Below are 13,897 nucleotides of genomic sequence, written 5' to 3'. Positions count from 1 at the left end.
GGGCGAAACCAAAGTAAAAAATTATTTTTAAGTATTTGATTTATAAATTTAAGACTCCGTCGTGAACGACTAAAAAGTTAAAGAGTCTATTTCTAAACTCCTTAACTAATCAGCATTACCTCTACGGAGGAATTTTTTATATCTGCACCGCGCTTGAGTTTAAAACAATGCCTCTAAACGCACCAAAGCACCAACATAGTGATCACGATCTTCGCGATGATCATTCAGATAGTTGAGGTCGGTCTGTACAAAAAACCATTCACGTAAAAAAGGCTGTCTCCAGGACACATACGGTCCCCAGCGATTAAGACGCAGATCCTTGTCATTTAGATAACCGCCAGTATAAATACCATAGCTAAAACGGTTGTCCTGAAAAAACTGATGTTGCCTAAAGGTATAGTTGTCCCAGGTCAGATCGTCATCTTGATCATCTGCATAGGTCAGACTGAGCTGATTGGAAAAAAATGCCTGATTGGGACGGGCATGGATCAGTTCCAGATTGGTACGCAAATAGTTTTCACTTTGAATCCCGTAGCGATAAATCTGTTCGGCATGAAAAAAGTAGTCATTTTCCAGTGTCCAATCTTTACTGGCTTTGACGCGCAGGTAGATATCATCTCCGGAGCGTAAACCTAGATCCAGATCGGTTTCAAAAGGAATCCGGTCTGACCATTCCGACCAACGTAAGGCGAATGAGCTGTTATCCTGGCGTGCGCGCTTGGTATCGAGACGCTTATCTCCAGATGTTGCCGGATTTTCATTGGTAATCGCGACATTACTGTCTAATTCATTGTCCAGACTGTCATCACCGAAGACCAGACTCAGCTTTTGTTCTAAGGTGGGAAGTTTGATTCTGCCACGGATACGGGGCTTAATCTCATAGCCCTCATATTCATCCCAGCGATTATCCAAAATGACACGCAGTGTGGCGGCAGCCGGCTGATCCGGATCAGTTTCACCGAACCAGTTGTCAATCTTATACGCAGTACGATCTGCCCATTCTCGGATGCCTTTCTGTTTCTGATCGGCCCATGAATGATTTTCCGTTTCTAGCGTTGGCGGGACGATGGCGGTATTCGACTGCTCTGGAAGAATGGTTGGTGTTGCATCAATCAAACGCGGAATTTGATCCAGCAGTCCTGAACGTACCGGCTCAACATTCTCCGAGCTTTTTTCCTGGTCTGAAGAAGCATCTTTTACTGAATTTGCCCAAGACATGCTACTGCTGATTCCCACGCCAAGAGAGAGCAGGAAGATCTGAGTAATTCGATTTATTTGCATGAGATATTTATTACTCTTGTATTCTTTTATTCAGCTGTAGTTTTCTTAAATATAGCGATAAAAAGCAAGTTAAAGCTACAAAATAACAGCAATTATTCAATGATTTGAGTCTGAATTGCCTGATAAAGCTCCATGACCTGAATGGGTTGCGACATCATTAAAATAATCGTGTGAATTTTTTGCCAGTTTAGCTGTTGATCACGTTGCAGCAAGATAGATGGATAGGCCAGTTCATCCTCTGCGAGAGACAGGCGTTTTTCACCATGAATCACGCGTATTCGCTGATGTTCTTGCAATAAGAGTATCGGTGTAGAGAAATCCGCAAGGGCTTCCTCAAATGAGATAAATTTTTGTTTCTGAATCGAATCTGCCGGAATATAAGGATAATAATCGGGTTGTGTCCAGACTATTTCTGCTTGTTGCAAATAGGCTTTTGACAACAGATGCAATTGTGTGAAACCTGTACTTAATTGAGGCCACGACAGCGATTTAATCGCAGCAGCCTGATACTGATGCTGACTCAACCAATGCTCAATACAATAGTGCGCCTGTAATTGACTTGATGCACCCAAAAGCATCAGATATTTAATAAACTGGCCTTACAGATTCAGCTGCTCCACCAAATAAACTTGGCGTGCCTGCCAGTGATCTTCTGCGGCATAATACAGCACAATATCCAGATAGGCTGGATGCCCGACATCAGGTTCCAATTCTAAAGCACAAAGCCGCTGGAGATTGGTATCTTCCGGAGTCAAAGGCTGAACCTGCGCAATCACGTCTCCCAGTTGAATCTCAGCGGGAAAATCGATCACTTCTGGGACAATAATTTTTTCCTGCACAATCGCAGTTTCAGTGGGTAATGGATGATCTAGATACTCAGACGTGGCCTGTATCTGAATGTGTGGTTCATCTGAATGATTTAAGCTTAATGAGTTGATTTTTGCTTTTTGTCGGCCACGATGATATCGAGTCGTGGCCACCGCTTTTAAGCTGGCTTCTGCTTCATTCAGGGATAAGGCCGGTACAGTTAATGGAGGAGCCGCTTGCAGACTGGTTGTCAATTGTTGCTGTGACAGCCAGATAGAACATTGTTGTAACTCATTCCATTCACTGTTTAGTGCAGGATGCTTCGGTGCCGGAATTAGCCAGACCTGCCAGCCACGCTCAGGATGATGTAGAACTGCCCAGCCTATATCTGGCTGGGTATACAGTGCCTTTTCCAGAGCTGGAATCTCGGTGAAATAACCACGAAAACTTAGATGATAGGGGGTACTGGCGGAAAATTGATAGGCAGCAATTTCAGGCTGGGTCTGGGCTTTAAACGCTAAAATCTGATTTTTAAAAATAGGTTCATCACAAAGATTAAAGATATCATGAATTCTTTTTTTGAAACGGGCCACGTCGTACAGAGGTAGAGCCTGATGCTCCAGTTGCTGGATCAATTCATGTAATTCCTTGACTAAGTGTGCTTTTTTTAAAGCGTTCATTTTATATCTCTAGATATGTTTTAGCGCTTTATCCAAAGTTTGGGCCAGCACCATATTCAGCGCCAACTCGATTAATTTGTATTCAGCAGAATGAGGATCTGTATGGCGTTCTGCCATTTCAATCAGAAAATCAATAGAAATGGACTGAGGTGAAATTTTGCCCTGCACCAATGCCTGAAGTCTGTTCATAACAATGCTTTTGTATTATCAGTATTTTTATATTGCTACAATTATATGCGTAGATCACATGAAATAGTGATTTATTTTAACTGTTTTATATTTATAAACTAGTAAATTTAATGACAAAAAAGCGATCAATATCAATGGAAAATAACAAAATATGAAATGATCGATAATTTTTAAAATACAGATTTTCTTCAGAGAGCAGCTAAATTAAATCGATATAAAAAAACAGGCTGAATCAATCAGCCTGTTTGCATAAAAACTTGTTGGGTATTAAGCAGTTTTTTCAGTTGCCGGCGTTGCAGTTTCTGTATTTACAGTTTCAGCAGGTGCTTTGCTTGCCGGAAAGTCTGGCAGATAAACTACTTGTGCCATTTGCGCTGATGCTTGAACAGAAAAAGCCATAACAGTTGCTGCGAAAGCAAATTTAAGAGCATTCATGGGACGACCTTTAATATCAGGGTGTTCAACAACTTGAACAGAGGGGAGAGTATTTAAACTTGATTCGGGTGAAATCATAGCAAATAAGGCTGAATAGAAAATGATAGATTCGGCAAAAGCAGCACCTAAAAAATTAGAAAAATTATTCTACAAAACAATATATTAGTGTATTTGCTCTAGTCTGGGTTTCAGCTGTTTATGGGGCTTTTATGGTTGTTAGTCACAATGGAAATTTGAATACCAATAAGGTCAACAGATTTTCATCTGCTCAGATGAAAGCTTTGTTCAATCCATGTAAGTTTTTGCTGTCGCTTGTTTACGCGCTGCTGCAATCCTGTGGGAATGAACTAAGATGGATTTTCATTCATGTTTACAATGAGAGTTTCATTATGGCAATTGCAAAAGTGGTGGAAGTTAATTCAAGCAGTACGAAAAGCTTTGAAGATGCGATTCAAACCGGTATTCAAAAAGTCACAGAAACCATCAAAAATGTACAAGGTGCCTGGATCAATGAACAGAAGGTGGTCATCAAAGAAAATAAAATCACGGAATATCGTGTAAATTTAAAAATTAGTTTTCTGGTCGACTAAGTCAATGAGTGTAAATGACATGCAAAAAACATCCCCATCTGAAATGGGGATGTTTTTATAAATTTTCTGAGTTCGATTGCCTAGGCGTATTGCAACTCTCTGTTGAGTATTATTCAGCCGGATTTTCTGCTGCAGTCTCCAGCGCTTTCTCAAAAACCTGCAAGAACACGTCTTTAGGCTGCGCGCCTGCCAAGGCCACACGTTGATCAAAAACAAAGAAAGGTACACCAGTCACTTTGAGCTGATCCTGTGCCACTTCCTGATCAAATTTGACAAAATCGGAAAATTCATCAGAGTCCAGTAAGTCATCGACCTCGACCGGATTCAGGCCAATACGTGCTGCGACATCTTCCAGTGTTTCACGCTCTCCAATGGCCAAGCCTTGCGTCATATAGCTATAGAAGAAAGCTTCCTGTGCATCAGTACCCAAACCTTTGCTTTGCGCCAGATGAATAATACGATGCGCATTGAAAGTATTGCCTGAGTTGGCACCTTCCCAGTTAAATTCAATGCCTTCAGCTTTGGCCATCTCGGCAATATTACGCTGCATTTCTTCGACTTCAGCTACGCTACGACCATATTTTTGTGCCAGACGCTCAGAATTGGACACTTCCTGGCGCACTGGTGCTTCAGGGTCGAGCTGGTAACTGTGCCAATGCACTTCAAGTTCAATGCCTGCTTCTTGTGCAGCTGCTTCTAAACGTTTTTTACCAATATAGCAGAAGGGGCAAACCACATCTGACCAGATATCTACGCGCATGTCATGTCTCTAATTTACTCTTGTGTTTAAGTATGAGGGTGAAGAATCAGAATTTAAAGTCCTTGAGCATCAGAAGGGGATTTCTACAGCATATTGGCAGCATGAAGATTGGACGAGAATATGAATGATAGCCTGATGATTTTGTCCAGAGAGTCTACTTATGGCTATTCAAGAAAGATAAAAATCCCATAAAAAAACGCCCCGTAGGGCGTTTTTCGAATGCAGTCAATTATGCAGTTTTTACTGCAGCTTCAACAGCCAGCATGTGACCATTTTCTTCGAAGTTTGAATGCCAAGACAGCGCTTCACGAAGCAGATGAGGCGTATGGCCGCCTTTTGCAGAAGCACGGTCAAAGTAATCATTCAGGGCATCACGATACATTGGGTGTGCACAGTGATCAATCACTGCACGGGCACGCTCACGTGGCGCTAAACCACGAAGATCTGCCAAACCTTGTTCAGTTACCAGAATATCTACATCGTGTTCCGCATGGTCGATATGTGAAGCAAAAGGCACTACAGAAGAGATGTCGCCACCTTTCGCAATAGATTTGGTCACGAAGATCGCCAGGTGCGCATTACGTGCGAAGTCACCTGAACCACCAATACCGTTCATCATTTTGGTACCGCAGACGTGAGTCGAGTTCACGTTACCGTAAATATCAAACTCAAGTGCCGTGTTGATACCGATAATACCTAAACGACGTACCAGTTCAGGATGGTTCGAAATTTCCTGTGGACGTAATACCAGTTTGTCTTTGTATTGTTCCAGGTTGTTAAATACTTTCTCGCCATATTTAGCAGACAGGGTAATCGAAGAACCTGAAGCAAACTTCATTTTGCCTGCATCAATCAATTCAAAGGTACAGTCTTGTAGTACTTCTGAGTACATGATCAAGTCTTCGAAGTTCGAATCTTTCAGACCGGTCAATACTGCGTTGGCAATTGAGCCAATCCCCGCCTGTAATGGACCTAAGTTTTTCGGTAGACGCTCTTCAGCCACTTCTTTTTCAAAGAAAGCGATCAAATGATTGGCGATGCTTTGCGTCTCATCATCTGGTGCAGTCACTGTAGATGGTGAGTCGTGCAAGTCATTGTTGAATACGATACCGACAATTTTTGCTGGATCAATATTGATCGCATGTGTCCCGATACGCTCATCCACTTGAGTCAAAGGAATCGCTTGACGCGTTGGACGGTATGACGGGATATAGATATCGTGTAAGCCTTCAAATGCCGGGCTTAAGTTGGTATTGATTTCTACAATTACTTTTTCAGCAAAGATTGCAAAGCTTGCAGAGTTACCTACAGATGTGGTTGGAATGATGCCGCCATCTTCAGTGATTGCAACCGCTTCAATGATCGCAACATCTGGTTTTTTCAGCTGTTGGTTACGCATTTGTTCAACAGTTTCAGACAAATGCTGGTCGATGAACATCACTTCGCCGTTGTTGATCGCCTTACGTAAAGTGTTGTCGACCTGGAACGGTAAACGACGTGCCAGTACGCCAGCTTCAGTCAGTTGTTTGTCTAGATCGTTTCCTAGTGATGCACCAGTAATTAACGTGATCTTTAATGGATTTGCTTTTGCTTGTTGAACTAAAGCTAAAGGAACCGCCTTCGCTTCACCCGCGCGAGTAAAGCCACTCATACCCACAGTCATGCCATCTTTGATGAATTCAGCCGCTTGTTCTGGACTGATGATTTTGTTGTGTAGGGAGGCTAAACGGATACGATCTAAAGACATTTTAACTCTCATTAATTCTTAAACTATGAGACGGATTGTACCGCTCAAAAAATGTATTGTGCATAGGTGTTAGGCTAAGGTCTAATTTTTTAGCTAAATGTAGGTATAATAAAAAATGATGATTTTTAAGTGATTGAATTAATGAAATATAAAATGAATTGTATAGAAAAACTACAAAATCATTTGCTCACTGACTGATCGTTTCTTAAAAGCGATCAGTCAGTGTTTGGCGGATTTTATCAAGTGTGGTGGCTGGGGGAGGCGTCTCTGGGTTAAGCTGATTCAAGGGGAGTGAGATGATGGCTTCAAGTCCGCCTTCAGGGCGATTATGAATGCGTAATTGACCTTGGTGAATATCGACAATCCGTTTCACAATGGCCAGTCCCAAGCCACTGCCTTGGACGGTTCGTGCTGAATTTCCCCGTACAAAAGGCTGCATCAGCGCTTCAATCTGGTCTTCCGGAATGCCTTCGCCATGATCTGCAACACAAATTAACAGCTGGTTTTCCTCGACATGTGCAGAGATTTCAATCGGTTCTGAACCATAGCGTTTTGAGTTATTGATCAGGTTGCCAATCAGTCTTTTTAGCGACATGCTGCGCGCCTGAATCAACGGTATTTCTTGCGGACTGAAACGGATATCGAGCGGTTTAAACTGCTTGACCAGTTCCTGAAGCAATACATTGACATTGGTGTCCTGTGGTTCTTCATCGGAACCATCGCGCATATAGGAAATGAACTGATCCAGAATCGCGTCCATATCTTCCACATCATAAATCAGACCTTCTTTGAGAAAGTCTTCATCGGGCATCATTTCGGCACTGAGACGAATCCGCGTTAAAGGCGTGCGCAAGTCATGTGAAATGCCGGCCAGCATGATGCGGCGTTCCCGCTCGGTCTGGTCCAGGGTATAAATCATCTGGTTAAAGGCATGATTGACCTGACGGATTTCCAGTGGGCCATGATTGGTGTCCAGATAAGGTGCTGAACCAATGCGGCTATAACTGTTGGCGGCATTCTGCAAGCGGCGTAAAGGACGGTTGAGCTGACGCACCAGGGTCAGGATAATAATGCCGACAATAATCGGCGTGCCCAGTAACCAGCCCAGAATCAGCTCATTACTATAATTGGCATAGGTTTTTAAAGGCTCTTGCACCCAGTGACCATTCATTTCAGGGGTCTGGATCCAGATGCGCGGGCTTGGTTTAAACTGGAAATAGACCGTGGCCTCTTCAATACGTAGTTCTTTGGCCAGCTTGGTTTCGATCTGCCGGGTAAAAAATTCTGCAATCACTTTTTCCCGAACAGTGGGATACTCTGCCGGATTGGTCACATATTCAATACCAACGCGGTTTTTTAACCAGGTATCAATATCGACTTCCTGCTGTTTATGATACAGGCGTAGATCGGGATTATTGAGAATTTCCAGTTCCATGGCCAGATAGCGCGCATGTTGCTGGATTTCAGGTAAAAATAAGGTACGCCAGAAGAACCACAAAGACATGAACAGGCTGAAACAGACCACAAAGACCACCAGAACTGTGGTACGCATGGCGGCAGAACGTGGTTTGATCTTGTCCAGAAAGCGTTCCCCACGGGTGCGTTTTTTTTCTGAGTAGGTAACAAAATCGGTAAATTTTTGTGGGTCGATGGGGTCGAGTTTCACACTGCGTCCTTTTGCTCAAAAGGGGAGGCTTCCCCCGTAGTTGGATACACGTTAAGGTCATCCGCAACTGTTTGAGGCAGGACTCAAGAGGTCAATGATGTTTCTGCGAGAGAATTGCTTGAATGACGGAGGTTGTCGAGTTTTGCGGATGACAATGGTTTTGCTTACTTTTGTCGAAACAAAAGTAAGGCGAATCGCAGGTTAAACCCTATAAATGAGCTTAAACCATCAGACTCCGTCATGAATCAAGGTATTAATTTACTCCGCACCATCTGGAACAAACACATAACCCACACCCCAAACGGTCTGGATATAACGCGCACGCGCCGGATTTTCTTCAACCAGACGGCGTAAACGTGACACCTGAACATCAATCGAACGTTCCATGGCACCCCATTCACGACCACGCGCCAGATTCATCAGCTTGTCACGGGTGAGCGGTTCGCGTGGATGCTGAACCAGAGCTTTCAATACCGCAAACTCACCTGTGGTTAAAGTCACGACTTGACCTTCACGGGTCAATGTACGGGTTGATAAATCCAGTGACCAGGGGCCAAATGACACCACTTCCATTTGCTGGCTTGGTGCGCCCGGTACTTCACGGACTTGACGACGCAATACCGCACGAATACGCGCCAGCAATTCATTCGGATTAAACGGTTTAGGCAGGTAATCGTCCGCACCGGCTTCAAGCCCTGCAATACGGTCAGAATCGCTGCCGCGCGCGGTCAGCATAATAATAGGCGTATCGATATTGGATTGGCGTAAACGACGACAGATACTTAAACCGTCTTCGACCGGAAGCATAAAGTCGAGCACGATCAGAGAAAACAGTTCCCGCTGTAAAAGTCGATCCATCTGCGTGGCATCGTGTGCAGTTTTCACCACAAAGCCTTTATCTTCGAGGAAACGTTGCAATAGGGTACGCAGACGAACATCATCATCAACAACCAAGATGCGTTCGACTCGGTCTGTTTCGGTATGTACGGCATCGGCTTTTTCAGCAGGTACAACTAAACTCATGAGATGCTCCTTTATTCTTTATTGTCGTCATAAACAAAAAATGAAATATGCTTTGAGTATACGATTCATTGATATTAATTGACTATGCTCTAAAGCACCAAATATTGCAGTTAAAATCAAGACATAGATACCAAATATATACATCTAAATGGACAAAAAATATGATTTGGAGCAACATAAAAAGCAAAGTTCATGCAAACTATATTCAGAAAAGCTGAAAACTGTCGCACTTCATAATATAAAGTTGAGACAAATTAATAAAAACAATGGTGGATTTTATAGGCCCGGTCTTTATAATCATGCCATTTAGTACTTATCCTTGTGGGATCAAACACGATGACTGACTTAGTTCAGCAGTTGGCAAAAGAACTTGCCGTACGTCCAAACCAAGTTGAAGCTGCCATCAAGCTTATTGATGAAGGTGCCAGTGTTCCTTTTATTGCACGTTACCGTAAAGAAGTAACGCAAGGCTTAGACGATACGCAACTACGTCAACTCGATACGCGTCTATCATACTTGCGTGATTTGTATGAGCGCCGTGACAAGGTGATTGAATCACTCAAAGAACAAGATAAATTGTCTGATGATTTGTTGGCGCGTGTGAATGCAGCTGAAACCAAAAATGCATTAGAAGAAATTTACGCACCGTACCGTCCAAAACGTACCAGTAAATCATTTAAGGCCAAGGAAGCCGGTTTAGGCCCAATCGCCGAGAAAATCTTTGCTGAAGCGGTAGATCCAAGCGACGCATTGGCCGGTTTTAGCCATGACGATTATCCAGATACTGAAAGCCAGCTTGATGCGATCCAGCACATCCTGATTGATGACTGGGCACAAAATATCGCGCTGACCACTGAACTGAAAGCCACTTTTGCCAAAACTGCAGTGCTGAAAAGTTTGGTTGCTTCTGAAGAAAAGAAAGAAGTCGGTAAAAAATTCCGTGATTATTTCGATTTCTCTGAAAACCTGAGCAAAGTGCCTTCACATCGTTTACTGGCGATGCTGCGTGGCCGTCAAGAAAACGTCTTGGGCCTGAAAGTGGATGGCGAGGATGCTGCACCATTGGCGCGCATTGAGACTGAATACAATTTAGAAACGATTCAGCCGCAAGCCCGTCAGGATTTCCTGAAGCAAACTGCAAAACTGTTCTGGCTCGGCAAAGTCCGTCCAAGTATTGAACATTCATTGCTGACTGAAAAACGTCTGGCTGCTGAAACAGAAGCCATGAACGTATTTGCAGAAAACTTGCGTCATTTGTTACTTTCTGCACCGGCAGGCGCACGTACCACGCTAGGCGTAGACCCGGGCATCCGTACCGGCGTAAAACTGGCGGTGGTGAATGCATCCGGCGATGTGCTGGCACACAGCACGATTTATCCATTTGCACCTAAAGATGATAAGGCAGGTTCACTGACTGAGCTGGCACGTTTATGCCGCGAGTTCAATGTTGACCTGATTGCAGTGGGCAATGGCACGGCAAGCCGTGAAACTGAAGCACTTGTTGCTGAAATGATGGCGGCGAACAGCGATCTTAAACTGACGCGTGTTTCTGTATCTGAAGCAGGTGCATCGGTTTATTCTGCTTCTGAACTGGCATCTCAAGAACTGCCAGAACTGGATGTTTCGATTCGTGGTGCAGTTTCAATTGCACGCCGTTTGCAGGATCCATTGGCTGAACTGGTGAAAATTGATCCGAAATCGATTGGTGTGGGTCAGTATCAACATGATGTAAACCAGACCGGTTTAGCGAAAACCCTTGAAGCAGTGGTAGAAGATTGTGTGAACTCGGTCGGTGTCGATGTCAACACGGCATCTGCGGCGATTTTGGGTTATATCGCAGGTCTGAATAAATCGATTGCACAGCAAATTGTGGAATTCCGTAAGGAAAATGGCCGTTTTGATAATCGCCAGTCCTTGAAGAAAGTGCCACGTTTAGGCGAGCGTACTTTTGAACAAGCCGCGGGCTTCTTGCGTATTCAAGATGGTTCTGAGCCACTCGATGCTTCTGCAGTGCATCCAGAATCTTATGCACTTGTATCTAAAATTGTTGAAGCGAAAGCGACGACAGTGAAAGATATCATTGGCAATACTGAAATCATTCGTCAGGTCAATGCTGAAGAATTTGCAGATGAGAAGTTCGGTCTGCCAACTATCAAAGATGTTTTAAGCGAACTGGAAAAACCGGGTCGTGACCCGCGTCCAGAATTCCGTACCGCGAAGTTCCGTGATGACATTACTGAAGTTGCGCAATTGTCTGAAGGCATGCAGCTAGAAGGCGTAGTAACCAATGTCACTAACTTCGGTGCATTTGTCGATGTCGGTGTGCATCAAGATGGTTTGGTGCATATTTCTGAACTTGCCAATGAATTTGTCGCGGATCCGCATAAAGTGGTGAAACCGGGTCAAATCGTGCAAGTGCGGGTCTTGAATGTGGATGCTGAACGTAATCGTGTGAACTTATCGATGCGTCCTGAAGGTTCTGAAGCGCCGGCAAAAGCACCACGTCAGCCACGTCGTGAGAATGAACAGCGCGGTGAGCGTAAGCCTCAAGGCAAACGTCCACAACAAGCACGTCCGCAAGGTGAGCGTCCTCAGGGCAAGAAACCGCAAGCGGCTAAACCACAAGAGCAAAAAATTGGTGGTTTGGGTGCGTTGCTACTTCAAGCAGGCATTAAAGGTTCAAAGTAATCTTTAATTGCTAAAAGAAAACCTCCCGATCGGGAGGTTTTTTATATGTGATTTTTATGAATTGATCATCGGTACAATCCAGCTGGTAATAATCAGCAAAATACCCAGATGCCCCATTTTTCGTGTCACATAGACCAGTTTCGACGGTGGCTGTTCCAGTCGTTTGGCATATTCTTCCATGGTAATGCCTGCTTTGGTTTTACTGCTAAATAAAAACACGCCCAAGTCAATACAGATCAGAATCGTACCAATATCAGCGACCAGCTCCATCAGGACAAAATCTTGGTTATACAGCGACATGCTCACGCTATAAGTCAGATAGACGGCAAAGGCCAGACACAGGTATTGCAGGACCACTAAAAACTTCTGCATAAATCTCAACAGTTCACAAAATGAAGGCAATTATACAAATAATCGGGCACTCTCGGTCAATTACAAGCCTTTCATGACCTCAGCAAAATTTTGCTTCTCGACCAGTTCCAGAAATTCATCGCCTAAACGCTGACTTTCAGCAATACAGGCTTTCCATAATTTGATCCGTTCTGCCTGATCTAGGCCCTTCAGGGTAAAATCCTTACGATCCGGTAAGCGGCCTGAAGGCAAACTTTGCAGATAGTCCTGCGATGGAGAAAGCAACAAGGTGCGTGCCTGATTTTCCGGATTTGAGGTACGTTTAAATAACTTGTCGAACCAGCCGGGAGTAATGCTGTCAGTAAAATGTGGATAGAGCACAATGCCTTTGCTCTGAAAGGGCAGGTCAATGTGATAGTCAATCAGGCCACCATCGCGGTAATAACCCTGCGGTGCGTCTGGAATATTGTTCACCGCTGCCATTACCCCGGGAATCGACGCCGAGGCCATCAGCCAGGACAATACACTCTGCTCGGTCAGGGCATGATAATGTGTAGTAAATCCATCTTCCGCGATTTGAAATTGTTCCCCCATATTCGGCTGGCTAATCACACGCTGCATAAAATGACGGCTGTGTTTACGTGCGACAGCAGTCGTTCCGACAATTCCGGCTACAGAAGCCAGCAAAGGCAGCGCTTTGTCACTCTGGAAAATGTGCTTGGCTTTAATTGAAATCACAGCGAGATGATAATCCGGATGATTGACCAGATCATTTTCCTTGCCTTGTACCAGGTCGAGTAGCATGCCGCGGCAAACTTCGCTGACCTCCTGGCGGGTCATTTTTTTATGGAAATAAAGGTTGGTATACAGCTCAGCTAAACGCTCGGTTCCCTGTTGAGCCCCATGTGCAGCCATACTGGCAAAACGCCAGCTACCAATCGAGGAACCAACGAGAGTACGCCGTTGTGGGGCACGTGGGAAAAACTCGCCAAAAATTGCCTGATCCAGACCCTGAATCCCGATTCCTTTTGGGCCACCTGCAGCACCTGGGATAATATCGACCTGTTCAGGTTGTAATCCTTGTTGCAGAATCAGCTCACGTGCCAGATGGCCAGCACGAATCGTCAGCGCAGGCGCCCGTTTTTGTAAAATCTGTACCATGATTCAACCCATACCAGCCAAGTGTGTGCTTATTTTAATCGATGCGTCTTTAGACCCAATGGCAAGATATGTCCTAAGGTGACTTGAGAGTCATGGCATCGGGTTGATGTAAGTGTGCATGAGTTCTTTATTGCGTAAATTAAAAAAAGGTAGATTAAATGAAATAATCAAAAGCGTGGTTATAGGATAGCTTGGCCAGTAAAAAGCATGAGTTAGAAAGAAACTACCTGCAATACCTATCCATATTTTTAAAGCTAGTATTAGCTGTGTTTGTCGTAGACAGAATGGAAATAACAACGGAAGCAGGTTAAAGCTGACAATGAGCCAGAAATAGTCACTATGAATCAGGAGGTAGAATGTGGTATTGGCAGCAGGGGACCATGCAAGCCAATGGGCTGTTTGGTTGATATAGAAAAAAATATCTATCCATGTTGGGAAGCTGTAAAGTAGTGCAGTGAGAAAGGTTTTTTGTCTATTCTGGCGATACAGTGCCCATAAAAAACTATATTTCATTTGGAT

The 13,897-nt window shown here is 44.1% G+C and carries 12 protein-coding genes and 1 pseudogene; 2 read left to right on the top strand and 11 right to left on the bottom strand.

Annotation, left to right across the window (positions count from 1 at the left end):
* Window positions 1–159: 159 nt before the first annotated feature.
* The 4 genes and pseudogenes from FTT75_RS03010 to FTT75_RS02995 form a co-directional block, all read right to left on the bottom strand.
* Window positions 160–1,281: a hypothetical protein gene (locus FTT75_RS03010; protein ID WP_180096701.1), complete on the bottom strand. Its 1,122-nt coding sequence runs from the start codon at window positions 1,279–1,281 to the stop codon at window positions 160–162.
* Window positions 1,282–1,373: 92 nt separating this feature from the next.
* Window positions 1,374–2,768 (bottom strand): annotated as a pseudogene (locus FTT75_RS15955) (hypothetical protein).
* Window positions 2,769–2,777: 9 nt separating this feature from the next.
* Window positions 2,778–2,957 carry a hypothetical protein gene (locus FTT75_RS03000; RefSeq protein ID WP_005095300.1) on the bottom strand — a complete coding sequence of 60 codons (180 nt, stop codon included), beginning with the start codon at window positions 2,955–2,957 and terminating at the stop codon, window positions 2,778–2,780.
* A 267-nt stretch (window positions 2,958–3,224) separates the two neighbouring features.
* Entirely contained in the window at window positions 3,225–3,392 is a 168-nt protein-coding gene (locus FTT75_RS02995; protein WP_171063334.1) for a hypothetical protein, read from the bottom strand.
* Between the two features lie 389 nt (window positions 3,393–3,781).
* Here FTT75_RS02995 and FTT75_RS02990 point away from each other — a divergent pair, with 389 nt between their 5' ends.
* Window positions 3,782–3,982 carry a dodecin family protein gene (locus FTT75_RS02990; protein ID WP_005095303.1) on the top strand — a complete coding sequence of 67 codons (201 nt, stop codon included), beginning with the start codon at window positions 3,782–3,784 and terminating at the stop codon, window positions 3,980–3,982.
* Window positions 3,983–4,091: 109 nt separating this feature from the next.
* Here the strand turns inward: FTT75_RS02990 and FTT75_RS02985 are convergent, their stop codons facing one another.
* The 4 genes from FTT75_RS02985 to ompR all read right to left on the bottom strand — a co-directional run bounded on the left by FTT75_RS02985 (window position 4,092) and on the right by ompR (window position 9,178).
* Window positions 4,092–4,742, bottom strand: a complete 651-nt coding sequence (locus tag FTT75_RS02985) for a DsbA family oxidoreductase (protein ID WP_005095305.1) — start codon at window positions 4,740–4,742, stop codon at window positions 4,092–4,094.
* A gap of 229 nt (window positions 4,743–4,971) precedes the next feature.
* The gene (locus FTT75_RS02980) at window positions 4,972–6,489 is read right to left on the bottom strand and encodes an acetyl-CoA hydrolase/transferase family protein (protein WP_180185894.1); all 1,518 of its coding nucleotides are present in this window, start codon (window positions 6,487–6,489) and stop codon (window positions 4,972–4,974) included.
* A 205-nt stretch (window positions 6,490–6,694) separates the two neighbouring features.
* Window positions 6,695–8,155: an ATP-binding protein gene (locus FTT75_RS02975; RefSeq protein WP_100329320.1), complete on the bottom strand. Its 1,461-nt coding sequence runs from the start codon at window positions 8,153–8,155 to the stop codon at window positions 6,695–6,697.
* A 258-nt stretch (window positions 8,156–8,413) separates the two neighbouring features.
* Entirely contained in the window at window positions 8,414–9,178 is a 765-nt protein-coding gene (ompR, locus tag FTT75_RS02970; RefSeq protein ID WP_004278590.1) for a two-component system response regulator OmpR, read from the bottom strand.
* Window positions 9,179–9,514: 336 nt separating this feature from the next.
* On the opposite strand from ompR, the gene FTT75_RS02965 reads away from it, so the two are divergent.
* Window positions 9,515–11,866, top strand: a complete 2,352-nt coding sequence (locus tag FTT75_RS02965; RefSeq protein ID WP_180185893.1) for a Tex family protein — start codon at window positions 9,515–9,517, stop codon at window positions 11,864–11,866.
* 54 nt (window positions 11,867–11,920) lie between these two features.
* Here the strand turns inward: FTT75_RS02965 and FTT75_RS02960 are convergent, their stop codons facing one another.
* The 3 genes from FTT75_RS02960 to FTT75_RS02950 all read right to left on the bottom strand — a co-directional run bounded on the left by FTT75_RS02960 (window position 11,921) and on the right by FTT75_RS02950 (window position 13,891).
* Window positions 11,921–12,238 carry a hypothetical protein gene (locus FTT75_RS02960; RefSeq protein ID WP_005095313.1) on the bottom strand — a complete coding sequence of 106 codons (318 nt, stop codon included), beginning with the start codon at window positions 12,236–12,238 and terminating at the stop codon, window positions 11,921–11,923.
* Between the two features lie 60 nt (window positions 12,239–12,298).
* Complete coding sequence (locus FTT75_RS02955; protein ID WP_180049785.1) at window positions 12,299–13,378, bottom strand: patatin-like phospholipase family protein; 1,080 nt, start codon at window positions 13,376–13,378, stop codon at window positions 12,299–12,301.
* Between the two features lie 90 nt (window positions 13,379–13,468).
* Window positions 13,469–13,891 carry a hypothetical protein gene (locus tag FTT75_RS02950; RefSeq protein WP_180185892.1) on the bottom strand — a complete coding sequence of 141 codons (423 nt, stop codon included), beginning with the start codon at window positions 13,889–13,891 and terminating at the stop codon, window positions 13,469–13,471.
* Window positions 13,892–13,897 lie beyond the last annotated feature (6 nt).

Source organism: Acinetobacter sp. YH01008 (assembly GCF_013420435.1).
In the GTDB taxonomy this organism is placed as follows: domain Bacteria; phylum Pseudomonadota; class Gammaproteobacteria; order Pseudomonadales; family Moraxellaceae; genus Acinetobacter; species Acinetobacter pseudolwoffii.
Note: the sequence above shows the minus strand (reverse complement) of the source record. Positions and strands in the feature narration are given on the sequence as shown.

Excerpts from the sequence above, each read along its gene's own strand:
- FTT75_RS03010 (WP_180096701.1), bottom strand. The coding sequence starts at position 1,281 with ATGCAAATAAATCGAATTACTCAGATCTTCCTGCTCTCTCTTGGCGTG.
- FTT75_RS03000 (WP_005095300.1), bottom strand. The coding sequence starts at position 2,957 with ATGAACAGACTTCAGGCATTGGTGCAGGGCAAAATTTCACCTCAGTCC.
- FTT75_RS02995 (WP_171063334.1), bottom strand. The coding sequence starts at position 3,392 with ATGAATGCTCTTAAATTTGCTTTCGCAGCAACTGTTATGGCTTTTTCT.
- FTT75_RS02990 (WP_005095303.1), top strand. The coding sequence starts at position 3,782 with ATGGCAATTGCAAAAGTGGTGGAAGTTAATTCAAGCAGTACGAAAAGC.
- FTT75_RS02985 (WP_005095305.1), bottom strand. The coding sequence starts at position 4,742 with ATGCGCGTAGATATCTGGTCAGATGTGGTTTGCCCCTTCTGCTATATT.
- FTT75_RS02980 (WP_180185894.1), bottom strand. The coding sequence starts at position 6,489 with ATGTCTTTAGATCGTATCCGTTTAGCCTCCCTACACAACAAAATCATC.
- ompR (WP_004278590.1), bottom strand. The coding sequence starts at position 9,178 with ATGAGTTTAGTTGTACCTGCTGAAAAAGCCGATGCCGTACATACCGAA.
- FTT75_RS02965 (WP_180185893.1), top strand. The coding sequence starts at position 9,515 with ATGACTGACTTAGTTCAGCAGTTGGCAAAAGAACTTGCCGTACGTCCA.
- FTT75_RS02960 (WP_005095313.1), bottom strand. The coding sequence starts at position 12,238 with ATGCAGAAGTTTTTAGTGGTCCTGCAATACCTGTGTCTGGCCTTTGCC.
- FTT75_RS02955 (WP_180049785.1), bottom strand. The coding sequence starts at position 13,378 with ATGGTACAGATTTTACAAAAACGGGCGCCTGCGCTGACGATTCGTGCT.
- FTT75_RS02950 (WP_180185892.1), bottom strand. The coding sequence starts at position 13,891 with ATGAAATATAGTTTTTTATGGGCACTGTATCGCCAGAATAGACAAAAA.